General features: G+C 35.3%; 21 protein-coding genes. 14 read left to right on the top strand and 7 right to left on the bottom strand.

Annotated features, from left to right (window positions below; genetic code table 11):
• The first annotated feature begins 310 nt into the window (after window positions 1-310).
• The 7 genes from ACRD7B_RS11035 (at window position 311) to ACRD7B_RS11005 (ending at window position 5,602) form a co-directional block, all read left to right on the top strand.
• A complete protein-coding gene (locus ACRD7B_RS11035; RefSeq protein WP_430824610.1) occupies window positions 311-1,432 on the top strand; it encodes a hypothetical protein in 1,122 nt (373 codons plus the stop codon).
• A 7-nt stretch (window positions 1,433-1,439) separates the two neighbouring features.
• Window positions 1,440-1,829 (top strand): DUF3795 domain-containing protein, encoded by a 390-nt coding sequence (locus ACRD7B_RS11030; protein WP_430824609.1) that lies wholly within the window; start codon window positions 1,440-1,442, stop codon window positions 1,827-1,829.
• 123 nt (window positions 1,830-1,952) lie between these two features.
• On the top strand, window positions 1,953-3,086 hold the full coding sequence (locus ACRD7B_RS11025; protein WP_430824608.1) for an aspartate aminotransferase family protein: 1,134 nt from the start codon (window positions 1,953-1,955) through the stop codon (window positions 3,084-3,086).
• Between the two features lie 41 nt (window positions 3,087-3,127).
• Window positions 3,128-3,829, top strand: a complete 702-nt coding sequence (locus ACRD7B_RS11020; RefSeq protein ID WP_430824607.1) for a helix-turn-helix transcriptional regulator — start codon at window positions 3,128-3,130, stop codon at window positions 3,827-3,829.
• A 68-nt stretch (window positions 3,830-3,897) separates the two neighbouring features.
• Window positions 3,898-4,386, top strand: a complete 489-nt coding sequence (locus ACRD7B_RS11015; RefSeq protein ID WP_430824606.1) for an SRPBCC family protein — start codon at window positions 3,898-3,900, stop codon at window positions 4,384-4,386.
• Between the two features lie 10 nt (window positions 4,387-4,396).
• Window positions 4,397-4,903: a cysteine hydrolase family protein gene (locus ACRD7B_RS11010; RefSeq protein WP_430824605.1), complete on the top strand. Its 507-nt coding sequence runs from the start codon at window positions 4,397-4,399 to the stop codon at window positions 4,901-4,903.
• A 375-nt stretch (window positions 4,904-5,278) separates the two neighbouring features.
• Window positions 5,279-5,602, top strand: a complete 324-nt coding sequence (locus ACRD7B_RS11005; RefSeq protein ID WP_430824604.1) for a hypothetical protein — start codon at window positions 5,279-5,281, stop codon at window positions 5,600-5,602.
• A 106-nt stretch (window positions 5,603-5,708) separates the two neighbouring features.
• On the opposite strand, the gene ACRD7B_RS11000 is transcribed toward ACRD7B_RS11005, so the two are convergent.
• Window positions 5,709-6,473, bottom strand: coding sequence for a metal-dependent hydrolase (locus ACRD7B_RS11000; protein ID WP_430824603.1), 765 nt, complete (start codon window positions 6,471-6,473; stop codon window positions 5,709-5,711).
• 65 nt (window positions 6,474-6,538) lie between these two features.
• Between ACRD7B_RS11000 and ACRD7B_RS10995 the strand changes: the two genes are divergently transcribed.
• Both ACRD7B_RS10995 and ACRD7B_RS10990 read left to right on the top strand, forming a co-directional pair.
• Window positions 6,539-6,712: a T9SS type A sorting domain-containing protein gene (locus tag ACRD7B_RS10995; protein ID WP_430824635.1), complete on the top strand. Its 174-nt coding sequence runs from the start codon at window positions 6,539-6,541 to the stop codon at window positions 6,710-6,712.
• 49 nt (window positions 6,713-6,761) lie between these two features.
• Complete coding sequence (locus ACRD7B_RS10990) at window positions 6,762-7,223, top strand: hypothetical protein (RefSeq protein ID WP_430824602.1); 462 nt, start codon at window positions 6,762-6,764, stop codon at window positions 7,221-7,223.
• A 98-nt stretch (window positions 7,224-7,321) separates the two neighbouring features.
• Here ACRD7B_RS10990 and ACRD7B_RS10985 read toward each other — a convergent pair whose 3' ends face one another.
• On the bottom strand, window positions 7,322-8,974 hold the full coding sequence (locus tag ACRD7B_RS10985; protein WP_430824601.1) for a M20/M25/M40 family metallo-hydrolase: 1,653 nt from the start codon (window positions 8,972-8,974) through the stop codon (window positions 7,322-7,324).
• Between the two features lie 163 nt (window positions 8,975-9,137).
• Between ACRD7B_RS10985 and ACRD7B_RS10980 the strand changes: the two genes are divergently transcribed.
• The 3 genes from ACRD7B_RS10980 to ACRD7B_RS10970 all read left to right on the top strand — a co-directional run bounded on the left by ACRD7B_RS10980 (window position 9,138) and on the right by ACRD7B_RS10970 (window position 11,797).
• On the top strand, window positions 9,138-9,401 hold the full coding sequence (locus tag ACRD7B_RS10980) for a VF530 family protein (RefSeq protein ID WP_430824600.1): 264 nt from the start codon (window positions 9,138-9,140) through the stop codon (window positions 9,399-9,401).
• Between the two features lie 135 nt (window positions 9,402-9,536).
• Window positions 9,537-10,424: a zinc-dependent peptidase gene (locus tag ACRD7B_RS10975; protein WP_430824599.1), complete on the top strand. Its 888-nt coding sequence runs from the start codon at window positions 9,537-9,539 to the stop codon at window positions 10,422-10,424.
• A gap of 47 nt (window positions 10,425-10,471) precedes the next feature.
• On the top strand, window positions 10,472-11,797 hold the full coding sequence (locus ACRD7B_RS10970) for a DEAD/DEAH box helicase (protein ID WP_430824598.1): 1,326 nt from the start codon (window positions 10,472-10,474) through the stop codon (window positions 11,795-11,797).
• Between the two features lie 13 nt (window positions 11,798-11,810).
• On the opposite strand, the gene ACRD7B_RS10965 is transcribed toward ACRD7B_RS10970, so the two are convergent.
• The 4 genes from ACRD7B_RS10965 to ACRD7B_RS10950 all read right to left on the bottom strand — a co-directional run bounded on the left by ACRD7B_RS10965 (window position 11,811) and on the right by ACRD7B_RS10950 (window position 14,814).
• On the bottom strand, window positions 11,811-12,806 hold the full coding sequence (locus tag ACRD7B_RS10965) for a sensor histidine kinase (RefSeq protein ID WP_430824597.1): 996 nt from the start codon (window positions 12,804-12,806) through the stop codon (window positions 11,811-11,813).
• 217 nt (window positions 12,807-13,023) lie between these two features.
• Window positions 13,024-13,668, bottom strand: a complete 645-nt coding sequence (locus ACRD7B_RS10960) for an NAD(P)H-binding protein (RefSeq protein WP_430824596.1) — start codon at window positions 13,666-13,668, stop codon at window positions 13,024-13,026.
• 68 nt (window positions 13,669-13,736) lie between these two features.
• Entirely contained in the window at window positions 13,737-14,303 is a 567-nt protein-coding gene (locus tag ACRD7B_RS10955) for a hypothetical protein (RefSeq protein WP_430824595.1), read from the bottom strand.
• A complete protein-coding gene (locus ACRD7B_RS10950; protein ID WP_430824594.1) occupies window positions 14,296-14,814 on the bottom strand; it encodes an RNA polymerase sigma factor in 519 nt (172 codons plus the stop codon). Before ACRD7B_RS10950 ends, ACRD7B_RS10955 begins: the two co-directional genes overlap by 8 nt.
• Window positions 14,815-14,977: 163 nt before the next feature.
• On the opposite strand from ACRD7B_RS10950, the gene ACRD7B_RS10945 reads away from it, so the two are divergent.
• Window positions 14,978-15,553, top strand: a complete 576-nt coding sequence (locus tag ACRD7B_RS10945) for a Crp/Fnr family transcriptional regulator (protein ID WP_430824593.1) — start codon at window positions 14,978-14,980, stop codon at window positions 15,551-15,553.
• On the opposite strand, the gene ACRD7B_RS10940 is transcribed toward ACRD7B_RS10945, so the two are convergent.
• The gene (locus ACRD7B_RS10940; RefSeq protein ID WP_430824592.1) at window positions 15,550-16,542 is read right to left on the bottom strand and encodes an NAD(P)-dependent alcohol dehydrogenase; all 993 of its coding nucleotides are present in this window, start codon (window positions 16,540-16,542) and stop codon (window positions 15,550-15,552) included. The genes ACRD7B_RS10945 and ACRD7B_RS10940 overlap by 4 nt on opposite strands.
• 127 nt (window positions 16,543-16,669) lie before the next feature.
• On the opposite strand from ACRD7B_RS10940, the gene ACRD7B_RS10935 reads away from it, so the two are divergent.
• On the top strand, window positions 16,670-17,881 hold the full coding sequence (locus ACRD7B_RS10935; RefSeq protein WP_430824591.1) for a porin family protein: 1,212 nt from the start codon (window positions 16,670-16,672) through the stop codon (window positions 17,879-17,881).
• The last annotated feature ends 162 nt before the right edge of the window (window positions 17,882-18,043 follow it).

Raw genomic sequence — 18,043 nt, 5'->3', positions numbered from 1 at the left:
TAAGGATTGTGACGTTCGATTTAAGATAAAGAATAATACAGTATTTCTAGTGAAACCTTGAGCAAATAATAGAAAGACGAATGATAAATGAAACCTTGTGTTCTGGGCTATGCTAGAAAAACGCATTCAATAACAAATTGACTCATGAAACGAACATGTAAATTTCAATTATTCATTTTACACACAGGAGAATGATTGAAATTTCATGAGAGTTCCATCTGACAATAAATATAAGATTATAAACAGATGAAAAATATTAGTTACTTTTAAGATAATACCGACCAATGTTCAATTAATAAATAGAGCTAAAATGAACTATAAATCAATTACATTCCTTTTTCTACTTATAAGCACAAACATTTGTGTGGCACAGAAAGGTACCATAGACGTTGATTTTTCATCGAATGAGTGGAAAACATTAGGTTCTGTTGAGGTGAAAGAATTTGATTCGGAATTAGCCACTTGTATTTCGGATGGATCTGGAATAGCATATCTGGATGGAATAGATTTTCAAAATGGAATAATCGAGTGCGATTTATATTCACCTTCACCCAAAGCGTACTTAGGGATTGTTTTTCGGATTGGATCACTTACGAATTTTGAGTACATCTATTTTCAACCTCACACAAGTGGTAAATGGGATGCGGTGCAATACGACCCGATTTTTAATAGCTCAGCCACATGGCAACTTTATAATGGTAAACCGTATCAGGCCGTTGCAAATATTCCAACAAATGAGTGGTTCCATGTAAAAATTGAAGTTGCTGACGACTCTGCAAAAGTATATCTCCATAATAATCCGAATCATATTCTCTCAGTAAAATTAAAACACGATTATACTTCGGGTGGGCTAGGTGTTTGTAGCTATCATCCAGCGATTTTTGCAAATCTGAAAATAACAAAACATGCCCCAATAAGCATACTAAAAAGAAAAGCTCTACCAGTTTTAGATGATAAAACATATATATCGAGCTGGCTTATATCCGAGCCCTACGATAACTTTGATTTTGCTCTTGAAAAACCATTTCTGGATGACGATTTAATAAGTAAATGGCATACGGTAAATGCTGAAGAAAATTATGTAATAAATCTGAATAGACATTTTACCAAATCAAAAACCAAAAATACGGTTTTGGCAAAAACAATTTTGAGTTCAGACAAGGCACAAAGGAAGAAAATTCATTTTGGATATAGTGATAAAATAAAGGTTTACCTCAACTCGAAAGAGTTGTTTACGGGAGATAATAGCTTTTCCGATTCAGGACGATATGAGGATAGAGGATATGTTGTAGATCAAGATAAAACCATAGAATTGCCTTTGCTTAAAGGTGAAAATGAGTTAATATTTGAAATATCCGAAGATAAATTCGGTTGGGGTTTTATCGCTAAAGTCGAGGATTTGGAAGCACTTGAAATTAAAAATGTAAAATAATAATGGCATGGATAAAATGGTTGCAAATCAAAGTGATAGTTCAACACCGATTGGTTTAATTTCATACTGCGGATTCTATTGTGGTGCATGTCCAAAATATGTGAAAGGAGATTGTCAGGCTTGTAAAGGTGAAAGTCCTAAATGTGCTGTAGGCTACAAAGCATGTAAAGTGAGACCATGTTGCATTGAGAAAGGAATCAGCTCATGTGCTGATTGTGATGAATATTCATCAGTAAAAGATTGTAAGATTTATAATCCGTTTATGATTCGATTTGGTCAGTTTATAACACGTACAAATCGGAGAAAAGGGATTGAAATGATAAGGGAAAAAGGAGAAGCCGAATTTGCAAACTATATGCTTGACAAGAACTGGGTGACGTTTAAACTTGGTAAATAAGGCTCAATTCACTGCCCAATTAGCCGTTCATCTCAGACGGATAACCGTACGTAAATCGGCTACTATTCATATACTAGAGGCTTGGCTGTAATTTTAAGGAACGTGCGACAAACAAGTATCAAAATGAAAAAAAACATAATTCCATTTTATCCATCCAGTAATAAACTGGTTGAGAAATCATCAGGTTTTTACCAATTCGACTCAGATGGTAAGAGATATATTGATTTTGAATCAGGCGTTTGGTGCACAAACCTTGGACATAGTCACGAAAGGATTGTTTCTGTAATAACTGAACAAGCCAAAACTTCAATTCATCACGGTTATCGATTTAGAAATAAAATGTCTGAAAAATTGTCAGAGGAGCTTCAACGACTTATTGGATATGAAAATGGAGCAAGTATATTTCTAAGTTCGGGATCTGAGGCCGTAAACTTATCAATTTCAATTGCCCAAAAACTGACGAAAAAAAAGAAAGTTTTAAAAATTTCAAATTCATATTTAAGTGCTTATGGTTTAGGGAAAATTGACCCAACTAATGAGAGTCTTGTCAATGTGCCATTCAATGATATCGAAGCCATCAAAAAAATTGACTTTAAAGAAATCAGTGCACTAGTAATGGAAACAGGTGGTGCTTCAATTGATATTGTGCAGTTCCCTGAGAAAGAATTCGTAAAGGAATTGGTAGAAACTTCGAAAAAGAACAAGCTGTTAATAATTGCAGAAGAAGTTACAACAGGGTTTGGAAGACTTGGTAAATGGTTTGGATTTCAAAATTATGACTGTAAACCTGACATTGTTGTAACTGGGAAAGCTCTTGGGAATGGCTATCCAATAAGTGCAGTTACGGTAAATGAGAATACACTGAAGAGTTTAGAAAATGAGTTATTTATTTATGCCCAATCGCATCAAAACGATCCATTGGGATGTGCTATCGGACTAGAGGTCATTAAAATAATTGAAGAAGAACGTATTCTGGAAAATTGTGCTAAAATCGGTAGTTACTTTAGCGATAAGTTGGAAAAATTAAGACTTTCATTCCCCACTGAAATTAAAGAAATTAGAAGTAAAGGTCTAATGTTGGCTATTGAGTTTCAACCCACTTATGATGGTAATAAAATTAATAGGCAACTTTTTGATTTGGGTTTTGTATTTGGTTTTAGGCAAAATGCTATGAGATTTCTACCTCCATTGACAATTACCGAAAATGAGATAGATATATTAATTGAAAACCTAGAAAGGTTACTGAAAAAGGTTTAAAATCTATACTAATCGTAAGCCACAAGCAGAAATAAAACACAATGGAAGAAAAAGAGAAACCAAGGCTTTCGAGATTAACCGCAATACTTACTCAGCTTCAGGCAAAAAGAATTGTTACTGCAACAGAATTGGCCGAAAGACATGATGTAAGCGTAAGAACCATCTATCGGGATATTCGAACCTTGGAGAAATCTGGAATTCCTATTGTAACCGAAGAAGGCAAAGGTTATTCAATAATGGAGGGGTATCATCTTCCACCGGTTCTATTTACCGAGGATGAGGCAAATGCCTTAATCACCATGCAACAATTAGCCATTAAAAATAAAGACTTGTCGTTTGTTGAGAACATGTCGAGCGCCATCGAAAAAATAAAAGCCATTTTGAGATACTCCCAAAAAGGGAATGCTGATTTATTGGCCGATAGGATTTACTTTGGTGGGAATAATTCTGAGGAAAAAACGAGTAATAACCTTATGCAAATTCAATCGGCTATTACTCAATACAAAGTCCTAAGCATGGACTATCTCTCATCGGAAGACAAACGTACGACTCGAAATATTGAGCCCTTTGCCATCTATAGCACTAATGGAAATTTTCTGCTAATCGCCTTTTGTCGAAAGCGAAATCAATTTCGTCACTTTAGAATTGATTTCATTGAAAAACTTGTTGCAGAGGGTGAAACATTTGATCCACATAATATGACCATAAATGAGTATTTCGAAAAATATGTGAAAAATCAATAGCACCCTTGACACACCTCTGTCACCTCTGCCAATTACATTTGCAGAAGTATTAAGTTAAAATGTTAAAAATGAAAACATCAGAATTTAAAGAGGTAATTAATGCCTCAGTTGAAAAAACATGGGACGTGTTATTTAATCAATATGGAGATATACACATTCATAATCCAAGCATGCCAACATCCAAATATTTATACAATGCTACTAAAGGGGAAATAAATTGTTCAAGGCATGTTACCTTCGATGATAGGCTATTTTTAGAGGAAACAATAACTGAGGCAGATGAGAATAAGAATTTTAAAGTGGTGGCCTATAAGCATAACCTCCCATTTCTAAAAGAAATGTCTGCCATCTATGAAATATCTTCTATTGGAGCGGATAAGACTGAAGTAAAAATGACTTCTAGTGTTTCAACTTCTCCTGGTTTTATGATTTACTTAATGAAGGGGCAATTAGGGAAAGGGCTAAAACAACACCTTTTTGGTTTGAAGTACTATTTGGAAACAGGCAAAACGGTAACTAAAGATAATTACTCGAAGATTTATAAAACACATAGGTAAAGTAAGGAAAATGAGCAAAGCATTAGTAATAGTAGATATTCAAAATGATACACCAAAGAATTACAAAGAGGTAATTGATACTATAAATAAAGCCATTGATTGGGCAGTCAATAATGAGATTCATGTTGTTTATATAAGGCATGAAAATTTATCAGCTGGTGCAAGAAACTTCAAACCAGATACGGTCGGGGCCGAATTAGCTTCAGACTTGAAAATAGCATCAAAAAATGTTTTTACGAAAAATAAAGGAAATGCATTAACAAGTGAGGAATTTGCAGATTTTATTAGTGAAAATAAAATAAGTGAATTGTACATAGTAGGAGGAGATGCTACTATTTGTGTTAAATCAACTTGTTTTAATTTACGTAAGGCAAATCACGAAGTGACTGTCTTATCCGATGGCATTACCAGTTGGAGTAAAAAGAAAATCCCAGAAATGATAGAATATTATGAAAGTAAAGGCTGTAAAATAATTAGTTTAAATGAGCTATTGTCACAAGACAAAGGCACAACATGATTTGGTATATTATACCATTATTACAATGAACTTAGCGCTTGGTATAATGCCGATGGATTAATGACAGCGTCAAATGCGAAGCTTATTTAACGCTAAGGTCATTAACCAATCGGTATTATTAATGAGTCAGGTTCTTATCAAACAACTGGCGGAGTAAAATATGAAGCATGAAATTTCCGCTTGATTTTTATAAATATATAGAGACAAATACGCTTATTGAAGTATAATCATCTTCAGACTAAGCTTAAACAAAGGGGCTAATTATTCATGTTTAGCTTATACAATGGAAAAAACTATTTGAAATCTAATGCAATAGATAAGCGATGGTAAAAATTAATCAAGTACTTTTGCCCTTGGTTAAATACATAAATAAGCATGGATAGAAGAAAAGAAAAACCATCACCAGAGGCGAAAGCGTTGTCACTTTTTTTGATGTCTCATAAATCGATAGATCCAATTTACAAGGAGCAATCTAAGCGAATGAACAGGCTGTGGGATTTGGTGCTCGAAAATGATTCGCGCATGAAAGACTACACTAAAACAGTGCAAAAACTGTTAATATCACACGGTGGTTACCAGGAAGTTGTTGAGAAAACGGTTAAGTATTACATTGAGAATACCGGAGAGTGGAAGCTTAAAGGTGATGATAAATATTGCCGCGATGCACAGCAGGTTGCTGATAGAATTATGAAGAAGTAAATTAGCTTTTCAATATTTAAGAAATAAGCCGTAACACAAATTGTTGCGGCTTTTGTTTTTTTTATGTTTTCGAAGCACAAGAATAGAAGGCTTGATAAGTAAAATCTTAAAAGGCCACGGGTATCATCTCGTCAACTTTCTGTATGAAAGTGTAAAGCGGCTCACCCAAATAGCGTTTCTGTGCATCTTTTGCTTCCTTGGTATTTTGAGCATGGGCTTTTTGATTATAGTCATAATCTCTTCTTTCTATCTGAATTACGAAGAGAAGCAGTCCAATCAACAAAGTGAGTTTAGAGAGTAGTTTAGTTTTATATCTGCTTAGTAGGATGATGCCATTTATTAATATGGCAGCACAAACAATGAGAAAAAGATCGTAGTTATCCCACCACCATATTTTACCCCAGCCACCTGTAAAATCAGTTGAAGGCCAAAAGAAAGCGATGCCTTTCCAAGGACCACCAGGGGTTATCATATCTTCAAATAAATGACCCATATAGCCAAGTAGAAAGGCCAAAGCATAAAGTTTTAATTGCGGACTGTGTTTCCTCTTTTGTAGTTGCTTAATGCCGATGTAGCTGCCAATAAGTAGTAATGTAAAAAATAAGGCACCAACAATGGAGTGGGTAAATACATGGTGAGAGTACCAATGTGTCTGCCCGAATATAGCATTGCCACTTTCTTTTAAACCGAACCATACACCAAAGGTCGCATCAAAACCGCTCCACTTCGAAATCACATCCACATCGGGTAAAATTCCACCCAATAATCCACATGAGCCAATTACTACTTTTTGTCGCCATGTATTTTTTGAGTGTGCCATTATAGCTGTTGAAAAGGCAATTCCGGTAAGGCCGTGTGTGAGTATATCCATGTGATTCCGTATGCAAGAGTTGTAAAGATAGTATTAATGAACGATACCAGTTAAACTAAAATGCAATTCGTAATGTTCAATTATTTAATAGTGTAGGTTCGCTTTCAAAATCGCAGGATAATAGTCACAAGGAGGAAAAAATACATATGGATGTGGCTGGTTTATCTTCAGGCATCTATTTCATGAAAATTACGACCGCGACCAATAGAACCATAACTCGTAAGCTTGTGATTAAATAGTGCGTCGCACTGTTTAATATATTCCGGTTATTAGTATTAGTTTTGCATCATGTACTTTACATTGGATTTAAAAATAGCTTTACATCAGCAATTAAATGCTATTCTCGAAGAAAAGATTAATGCTGTTCGTGTTGCTATGCAGGAGACTTCTGAGTCGATGAAAAATGACACCAAAAGTAGTGCTGGTGATAAGTTTGAGACTGGCCGCGAAATGATGCAGATTGAGTTGAATAATCAACAAATGCAACTTGGTAAGTTGTTGGATCTACAAAAGGATATTTCAAAAATAGAATTGGACAAAGCTCATGCAGCAATTGCATTTGGTAGTCTGGTGAAATCGTCGATGGGCTTTTATTTTGTATCAGTCGCTATGGGTAAAATAGATATGGATGGGAGTGCATATTATGCTCTATCGTTGGCTTCGCCCATAGGTAAAGCTTTAAAAGATAAACGAGTAGCAGATGTTGTTACATTCCAGGGCAAATCGATAGAGATACTGGAGCTTGTTTGAAGTAAAAGTGATCACATTAAAAGATAAGTACAAATTATACTTAACAGGATTTATAAGAAAGAGCGCCAGAGTTCATACTGTGACGCTCTTGTTATAGTTTAATTCTTTTTCAATAATTCAGGATCGTTGGATAACTGCCAAATATTAAGGAAGCCTAGTTTAACTATTTCCAACATTTTGTCGTAGTTAACTTTTCCAATAACATCCTTAGGTGTGTGATATTCGTTGTGCAAACCGGTTATCATACACGTAACAGGAATACTCTTTTTAGCAAAGGATACGTGATCGCTTCCACCTGCTGGTCGTTCCATTGCCCGGTAATTTAGTTCGAGCTTTAGCTTATGGGCTTTGATATTATCATCACTTATTGTTTTTAATACTTCGCTCGATTTGGTATAGCTGTAAAAGCATTTAACGCCTGCTGTATCCTTTACATTGCGCGAAATCATATCATAATTAGCATAGTACTTAATTTGCTCCAATGGCACTGTAGGGTTTTCACAGTAATGCCTCGAACCGATTAAGCCTTTTTCTTCACCAGTCCATGCCGCAAAAATGATCGTTTTTTCAGGTTTCTTGCCCGTTGCCATTACTGCCTTTGCGATTGACATAATTCCTACTGTTCCTGAACCATTGTCATCTGCACCATTATAAATAAAGCCATTTTTAATACCTAGGTGATCGTAATGGGCGCCCACAACAATATATTCGTCAGTGTTTTCACCTTCAATAACTCCAATCACATTTCGCGCTTTCACAATTTTTGATTCCACGGTTGTTTTTAGGTGAACGGACTTGTTTAAGCTGAAATTTTTCTGATTTATTAAGCGAGCAGCCTTCTTCTCATAATCCTCCAAGTCAAAATCAAACCCTTCAAATAATTTATTAACAGCACGTGATGTTAGTCTAATTGTGGTTAGATTTTTGCCCAAATTTTTCCCTGGTGCTCTTAAGCGCACATATGGTTTATTTTGCTTTGGACCTTGGTAGTTTTCAGAGCGTACGTGAAACGGAGTGTTCATGGCCCAGTTCAAGCTGTTGTCTTCTCCTGGTGTAATTTCAATGATGGCAATGGCTCCTTTTTCAGCAGCCAAATCATCCTTTTTATCATAAATAGCCCATTTGGCATATCTATCTTTAGGGATCAGCTTTTTGTACGCTTCTGAAGTTTTGTCCTTGTAGCCAGGTAAGCCATTCAGTCTCACAATTATTTTACCTTCCACATCAAGGCCTTTATAATCATCATATCCATTTTCTTTATCGCTTAAGCCATAACCAACAAATACGAGAGGAGCTGTGCATTCAATGCCATGGCTGGAAACATACAATGAATAGTCCGTTTTATAATTTAGTTGAAAACGTTTTTCACCATGTTTGCTTTTTTCAATAATTGAGAAAGATTGCTCTTCGCCTTCGGTATATTGAATGAGCGGAAAGTTCTGGAAATAAGTTTGTTCTTCATATGATTTCTTTCCTTCAGAGCGTTCCTCACGCGATGGACGTATCCATTGCATGTCGCCACCAGGTTTTAAACCATATACTCTAAACATGCTGGCAATGTAATCAGCCGCCATATAGGCACCTTTTTCAGCCGTATTACGACCTTCCATCCAGTCGGAGGCTAAAAAATCAAGTTGGCCTTTAAGCACATCTTTATTAATCGCTTGTAGTCCTTTGTCAGTTTCTGATTGGCTCGAAGTTACTTGAAGAATCAATAACAAGCCAAATAGTGTTAAGCTTATTCTTTTCATGGGTTTTTGGTTTAGTGTTTTATTATCTCTCTAAAGATAATATTTTAGTTATATTGAATAAAGTAATTGATGTTTATCATATGAAATTCAGAAAAGGAGCTTTGAATTCAGAAAGTAATTATCTTTGTGGTTACTAATAAAACACGCTTGAAGTTGATGCCTTATGGATGAAGATAAACGAATGAAAGATGAACATGTTAATAACCTTCTTCATGGGGTTAAACTGGTTGATATATTAGAGCGGCTAGTTGAAGAATATGGCTGGAAACAGCTTGGTGAACGTGTGAATATTCGCTGCTTTAATTATGATCCATCCATTAAATCGAGTTTGAAGTTTTTAAGACGAACACCTTGGGCAAGAGATGAAGTGGAGGAAGTTTACCTTGAGTTAATTCGTTTTGAAAGAAAATTCAAAAAAGGAGAGTAAGTGATTGTTATACTTGACTTTTGTAATTCATCCTTAAATGATAAAATTAAACCCCATGCTGTAATATTATGCTATTTTAGCATTTATAAAAGTTATTACTAACCTATTTCCCTTAACTTAATTCATCCTTTTGAAATGGAAATTTTACTTTATGTATTAGTTGTAGCAGTTGTTGTTTTGTTATTGTTACGTCTCTTTAGTAAATCAAAACGAAGATGGAGAAAGCCAAAACAAGCATTCCCAAAAGAATGGAGAATTATTCTAAGTCAACAAGTGCCGTATTACTTGGCTTTAAGTCAGGAGGAAAAAGAACGATTTGAATTCAAAATTCAGGAGTTTCTTCTGAATTGTAGAATAACCGGTATTGAAACAGAGGTGGATATTAAAGATGAAATAATGGTAGCGGCAAGTGCTATTATTCCAATTTTTCAATTTCCACATTGGAGATACACCAACATTCATGAAGTGTTAGTTTATCCTTCATCTTTTAATGAAAAGTTTGAAACTTCGGGAGAGAATAGATCTATTCTAGGCATGGTGGGAAGTGGCTATATGGAAGGAAAGATGATATTGTCCCAGGAGGCTTTGCGTCATGGTTTTAAAAATACTTCGGATAAGAAAAATACGGCGATTCATGAGTTTGTGCATTTAATTGATAAATCGGATGGTAAGATAGATGGTGTGCCAGCTTTATTGCTGGATAATCAATTTGCCATTCCCTGGATTGATTTAATCAACAAAAAGATTGATGAAATTTATGAGGCAAAGTCGGATATCAATCCTTATGGTGGCACTAACCGGGCAGAGTTTTTTTCGGTTATCAGCGAATACTTCTTTGAACGCCCAAAGTTACTGAAGCAGAAACATCCTGAGTTGTATGAATTATTGGAAAAAATTTTCCAGCAAGATATGTCAGCTAAGGAGTTAAATAAAGCTTCGGCTCGATTGGGGCGAAATAGCAAATGTCCTTGTGGAAGCGGACTTAAGTTTAAACGCTGCTGCGGGAAGAATCATTATAACTAAATACTGGTATGTACTAATTATTTAATACATGCGTGTATCTTTGTGCCATGCAAAAAGCGGATAATCAGCAACAGGAATACCTTCAAAATATAGGAATAAGTGAACTTAATCAAATGCAGTTGGAAACGGCTGCTAAGATTAAAGATCGTAATGATTTAATTTTATTATCACCGACAGGGTCAGGCAAAACTTTAGCTTTTTTGTTACCTCTTATTGAACGATTAGATCGTAATAATGAGCAGGTACAATTGCTAATATTGGCACCCTCGCGTGAGTTGGCCTTGCAAATTGAGCAAGTATTCCGCCAGCTTAAAACCGGGTTCAAGGTAAATTGCTGTTATGGCGGGCATTCCATTCAAACAGAACGTAACAGTTTAAAACATCCACCTGCCGTGCTAATAGGTACGCCTGGGCGTATTGCTGATCATATTCGTCGCGAACGATTCTCATTATCTTCATTACGTTTTCTTGTTCTTGATGAATTTGACAAGGCATTAGATTTGGGTTTCCAGATTGATATGAAAGAAATAATACGCGAGTTAAGTGCGCTAAAGCAACGCGTATTAACTTCGGCTACTAATCTAAATGAGGTTCCCGGATTTGTTGGTCTGAACAAACCTCTAACTTTGGATTACATTAAGGATCAAGCGCCAATTAAAGGATTGAAATTAAAAGGTGTTCGTTCCGAAGGAAAAGATAAGTTAGATGCCTTCTTCCGATTGGTTTGTCAATTAGGAAACGAGCCAATGCTGGTATTTGTCAATCATCGCGACGCAGCTGATCGAATTAGTAATCACCTCAAGGATATGAATCTCGTGCACGATGTTTTTCATGGAGGAATGAAACAGGAAGATAGAGAAAGGGCTTTGATCAAGTTTCGAAATGGAAGTCACCATTTATTGATTACTACTGATCTGGCTTCAAGAGGCTTGGATATTCCTGAAATCAAATATGTCATTCATTATCATTTACCATCCAAGGAAGATGCCTATATTCATCGGAATGGACGTACGGCACGTATGAATGCTGATGGAACGGTTTATTTATTGATGTCGGAAGCAGAGCCATTACCGGATTATATTTCAGAAACACTAGCTTTTGAAGCTATTGGAGAGTACAGAGAATTGCCAGAGGAGCCTGATTGGGTAACACTCTATATTGCTAATGGTAAAAAGGACAAGGTTAATAAAATTGACATCGTAGGTTTATTGCTAAAAAAAGGTAAGCTCCAAAAAGATGATTTGGGTTTGATCGATGTATTGGATCATTCAGCTTTTGTTGCTGTAAAAAGTGAGAAAGTTGATAAGGTACTCAAGACCTTAAAAGGAGAGAAAATTAAGGGAAAGAAGTTGAAAATGGGTATTTCGAAATAGCACATTTTTTATTCTATTCTTCAATAAGCTCCGCATTTGGTATGGTAAACCAAAACTCGACACCAGTTTTGGTTTCTGATTTTACCCCTATGGTACCATTATGAGCTTCTATGGATAGTTTACAAAAGGATAGGCCAATGCCCGATGATGCAACACCTCCTGATGGACGAACATCATGTTGTTGATACATTTCAAAAATACTTTTGTGCATATCCTTTTGTATACCTGGACCATCGTTTTTGATGCCAACATATAGTTCATCCTGATTCTTTATAGAAGCTGTAATGTCAATAGTGCCATTGTTCGGCGAGAATTTGATCGCGTTGGTTAGTAGGTTGACCAATACGCGATTAATAATTTCCCGATCAGCTATAACACAGCTATTCTCGACAAGGTTAAGTTCAATGTTGATGCCTTTATTTTTTAAAATAAAACTAACGTCTTCAAGGGCTATGTTAATGGATTTTTGAATGTTAACCTCACGTTTGAAAAGTTGAAAGTCCATTTGTTCATACTTGTCTACATCCAGTATGTTGGTGACCAAGTTCAATAATTGCTTTCCTGAATATTCAATCATTAAATCCTTGTCGGGCCAATCGTCAATTTTAGAAACGTTAATGATGGCACTGATCGGATTTTTTAAATCATGAACAATCATATTGGTCATGTCCTGTTTAAATTTAGCTAAACGGAGTAATTTCTTGTTCGACTCACTGAGTTCTTTCGCTTGTAGCTCTATTTCTTCTTTTTGCCTCGATAAACGTTTGTTATCCTTTTTCTTTCGTTGATAATTACGATAAAAGATTGAACCGATAATAACAATTGCTAACAGCGCACTAAAGATATACTTGCGTTCGTTGCGATGAAACTTCATGGCTTGTTGTTCCAAGGCATCTTTCTTTTGAGCTTCAATAATTTCTAGTTCTTTATTGAACTGCTGCTTGCTTATAATATTTGAAGCTAAGTTCTGATCTTCTTTGCCAGGAAGATTACGTGCATGGACATTCATTTGAGAATAAATATCCGTAGACGATAGGTACAGTAATAAACAGGTGATACTAATCCGGTAAAAATATTTAATATTCTTGTTTGGGTTAAGCAAATCGACGTAATTATTTTGTTAGGTCTAAGGATGTATATTTCCTGAGACGGCTTCTTAATCAAAAATGAGGCACAAAAGTACTTAAATTATTCGATTATGAGTGTATATACTAAAAGCAGATACATTAACAGATTTGATCTCCTTCAAAAATAAACTTGCCTTTCTCTTCTGACTGTGCTCTTTTGCACATTGCCAGCGCAACTTCATTTGCTTTAATTGCTCTGAATTTTCGAAACCTGCCAACTAATAGCGGTTGAAAAAGTGTCATTAATACTTCTGAAACCTTTTCTCCAAATCGAAACTCGTTACGTTTACCTATTAATAATGATGGTCGGAATATATGAACTGTTTCAAGTCCAATGGAGGATACTTCCGTTTCCATTTTTCCTTTGGTAAGCAAGTAAAAGTTCGAAGTGTTTGGTGTTGCTCCAACTGAACTTACCACAGAAAAGAGTTGACTACCATTCTGTTTCGCCCAGTTTGCCAGTTCAACAACATAGGTGTAATCAACTTTTGTAAAAGCTTCTTTACTCCCAGCTGTTTTAATGGTTGTTCCCAAGCAACAAAAAACATCAGTAACCGCTTCCGAAGCCTTAAAATTATCAACTTGGTTAAAGTCTATTTCTAATTCTTCTAGTTTTGGGTGGTTTAAGTCCAGAGGCCTTCTTACTAGTGCAATTACCTTATGGTATCTTTTGCAATCAAGTAATTGCTTGAGTATGGCTTGGCCAATAAGCCCTGTTGCGCCTGCAATAAGTGCTGTTTTCATTTTCTTTTACATTTGATGATTGCTAGTAAGAGGCATAGATAGGTCAGTTTGTTACACTATTCTTTAAATTAATTCTCTAATTCTTTAATTAAGGCTAGAGCATTGTCTCGAATTGGTTTTTGTCGAATGTGCCAGATTATTACTCCAGCAATAACTCCAATGCCAATTGCTGAGAAGAAATTAATTTGTGTTTTAATTAAATCATTGATGATGGCTTCATCCATTGGTAGCTCAATATGGTTAAGTGCTATACCAGCATCAATAAAGAGCGCAGCTATGATTGCCAATGGTAATTTGATATTAAATAGTTTATATCGTTTGGCGGCTTTGCTCAGCATCTGTATAGTGGGTAAAGCATAATTAACTTCTCGGTATTCTTTATTTGCGTACCTGAAAAGTAATGCAAAGAAGGTAAACGCTATAATAAAACTAGTTCCACTTAAGGCGGTAAATAAGCTAAAATTACTTGGGTCTAATATATAATCAAGAATATAAATAAAGGCATATAGCGCACTAAATCCAAAGTAAACATAACTTAATGTTTTTGTTATTTTTTCATTTCTACGATCTTCTTTGTCCAGTTTAGTCGTTAATGATTCTAGGTTTATGTGGTTGTTTTCTATATTGTTAGTCATTGTTCTGAGTGTTAAATTGGTTTTTTAGGTGTTCTTTAATGCGGTGAATCTTCACTTTAACATTGGGCTCTGTAATGCCAATTACATCGGCTATTTCACGCATACTTAATCCTTCGAGCATGAGTGAGATTAGTGATTTATCAATGACTGACAACTGGTTCAATTCTATTTGAAGCTGACTCAATTGTTTTTCCACTTGCAATTTGTCTTCCAATGAATCATCTTCAATCAAACTACTTAAATTCTGGGTGTCACTGTTTACAATTAATTTCATCTTTCGGTATGCTTTACCCGTGTAACTAAGTGATGTATTCACAGCTATTCGGTAAATCCAGGTACTTATGGCAGCATCACCTCTATAGGTTTCCAAGCTTTTCCAAATGTTGACCAATACTTCCTGATACATGTCTTTTTGATCATCAGAATTTGAATTGTAGTATTGACAGATGCGCAATATTTTATCTCCATTTTCAGCAATTATTGCATTAAACTGTTTTTCCTTATTTGTCATTTTTTGATGTTGGTTTTGCTTATTAGAGAAGCGAAGGGGTGGATCGTTACATTTTTTTCAAAAAAAAATAAAAATAATATCTACTTTGCACATGACAATAGAATTCGTTAGCTAGTTTCTAATGTGTTATTATTGGTTATCATTTTAAAATGATGTAAAACAAATGGAAGATATTTTGCGTGGTTTTATTCAAGAATTTAAGATATTAACTACTGATGAGGTTAATACTATTGTTGAAAGTTCTAACATACAGTCATTTGATAAAGGTACCTTATTATTGAAAGAAGGTGAAATAGCTAAGGAATGCTACTTTGTATTAAAAGGTTGTATACGTGAATATTACATAGTAGATGGCATTGAGAAAACCACAGCTTTTTATACCGAAATGCAGCCTGTTAATTCTTTCACAAGTTTTACCGATGCCAGTCCATCAAAACATTATTTAGTTTGTGCCGAAGATTCAATCGTTACGGTTGGTACACAAAGGCTTGAGGAAGAAATGTGTAAGCGAGTTCCTCGTTTAGAGTCTATAATGCGGCAAGAGGTTGAACGTCATTCAGGTGAGTTGCAAGATCGCTTAGCTCGATTTATGACATCGAGTCCCGAGCAACGGTTTATCCAATTAATTGAGGAAAACCCGAAGCTGGTAACGCGAGTGCCACAGCATCAAATAGCAAGTTATCTGGGCATTACTCCAGAATCATTTAGTCGAATTAAAAAACGTATCTATAAACGTTAGGAATAGAGCGCCTGGGAATGCACCAACACAACGTTACCTTTTTTTCGGCCAGTATGAATGTAGGCGTGCGCATCTGATATTTCTTCTATGGAATACCTACGATCTATTACGGTTCTGATTTTACCCATTTCAATAAAAGGCTTTAGCTTATCTAAAAAGTGATTTAAGACCTTAGGTGCTTCTAAACCTGTGGCGTAGAATTGAGCTTTTTTACGTTTTGTTTTTGCAGTTAATAGCATCTGTCCTAATAGAGTTAATGTAAGAACAGGACTAAGATAGATGCCCCTTGTTTTTAAAGAGTTTTTAGCTTTAGCAAATGAGCTTTTACCAACCGTATCGTAAACCACATCGTAACAATTTAAGTTGTGTGTATAATCGTCCTTGTTATAATCAAGATGGTGGTCAGCTCCTAATTCTCTAACCATTTCAGCATTAGTCTCACTGCAAACAGCCGTTACCTCTGCACCAATGTTTTTTGCAATCTGAATGGCTGCACTACCTACTGAGCCAGACGCCCCAATGATCAAGACGTGTTGATTTGGTTTTAAGCTGGCCTTATCTATTAAAAGATTATAGGAGGTAAGTAAACCATCACAAATTGGTGCTGCTTCCTCATACTTCAAAGAAGTTGGTATGGATTTAATTATGCTTTTGTCAACATCAACGCAAACATATTCGGCATTAGCACCAAAGCAAAATGTGGTTTCGCCATATACTCGATCACCTGGTTGGTAAGTTTTTACATTTGCTCCCAATCCAATAACTTGTCCAGCGTAGCCAGTTCCCATAATTGGTTTTTTAGGTTTGCTAAACCCCATAAATAATCGCGTAAACCATGGCGTGCCAGTGCGCATAATAGTATCGGCAGTTGTTATACTTGATGCATGGTTTTTAATTAGGATTTCGTTTTCCTTTGGTTGCGGTATGCTGATCTCTTTTACTTCGAGTACATCCGGTGCGCCATATTTTGTACAATAAACAGCTTTCATAACTTTTGATTTAATATTATGGGTGCTAAATTAGTGTGCTGTTAGAAGCTGTGCATTGACTTAAGTTAAGAAATGCAAGTTTAAAGTTTTTGCTATTTTCACGATTTAAACCATACCTCATATTAGAATGAAATATTTTTTATTAATAACTTTTGGGATATTATTTAATGTTCTTGCAAAGGGACAGTATAAACTTGTGCCAGGATACTTTATCAATGCTAGTCAAGAAAAAATTGAATGTGAATTTAGTTTAAGGAAATGGAATGTTATTCCTGAGTATTTCGAATACACACTTGATGGTGGTGGTAATATTGATAAAATACCATCTGATTCAATTATTGAATTGGTGGCCTATGAAAAAGTGAAGTATGTTCGAAGAGAAATAGTAGATTATGTTCAAGATTTGCCGATGGAAGAAACTACAACCGTATTATTGCAGGTTTTGATTGAAGGAGAAGCTACATTGTTTGTTCTTCCATTTGAGAAAGAAGATAGGTTTTATTATCAACTAGGTACTGATAAAGTAAGAATGCTGATTTATTCTAAGTCGGAAAAGCTCGTTGATAGAGTCTATCAGACAAAAGCTGATTATTCATTTCGATCTCAATTGGCGGGTGATTTAAAATGTGAAGGATTTGGCTTTGAGAATTTTCAATCCATTGAATATTCTTCACGGGATTTGCTAAAACTATTTCAGGATTTTAATGAATGCATAAGTTCTGATCAATCCGATTTTGCTGTTTGTGTAAGAACGGAACGAACATTTAAGGGAAGTATAAAAGCAGGGATAACTAATTATCAGGTTGATTTGCCCGCTGGTTTAATTACATATAAAGATAAATCTATATCAGGGATAGGTTGGTACATAGGGCTCGAGCTAGAAGCTGCTTTTTCAAAAAAGAATAATTGGGCAGTAATGATAGAACCAGCTTTTGTTCGGTTTAATTCAACCATGCCTTATGGTGAGTTTTACACCTATCATGATGATATTGAAGGGACAGTTGATTATAAAGCACTACAATTTCCTATTAGTTTTAGGCATTATTTTATTACAAAGCCCGCATGGAAACTTTTTGGGCAAGCAGGCGCAGGTTATCATATGATGATTGATTCAAGTTTTAAAAGAACAACGAGAGCGAAAGGTCAATCAGAAGTTAAGTATGAGAAAGAAGGAGCGATGGATAGTTATGTAAATCCGATTGTGGCCATAGGTGGAAAATATAAAAAAATGGGGATAGAAATGCGTTATGAATTTAAACAAGATTTGCTTGGAATGACGGATACTGATCCTGTAGACTTTAGGGCTTGGAATGTTGTATTAAGTTATAGAGTTTTCTAAATATAGTTTTAAATTTCAATGTATTCTGTTTTGATGATTTAACAATTCGAGTATCTTGTGGTTTATGTCAATTTGTTTAAGTCTTCTTTGTGAATATGGTACATAGAGTTATTTTGCAAAAGCTATTCATTTGTTTTTTCACAAACCTTATTTTTACGAATA

Origin of the sequence: Carboxylicivirga fragile, from assembly GCF_050589805.1 — a bacterium.
GTDB classification, from domain to species: domain Bacteria; phylum Bacteroidota; class Bacteroidia; order Bacteroidales; family Marinilabiliaceae; genus Carboxylicivirga; species Carboxylicivirga fragile.
Note: the sequence above shows the minus strand (reverse complement) of the source record. Positions and strands in the feature narration are given on the sequence as shown.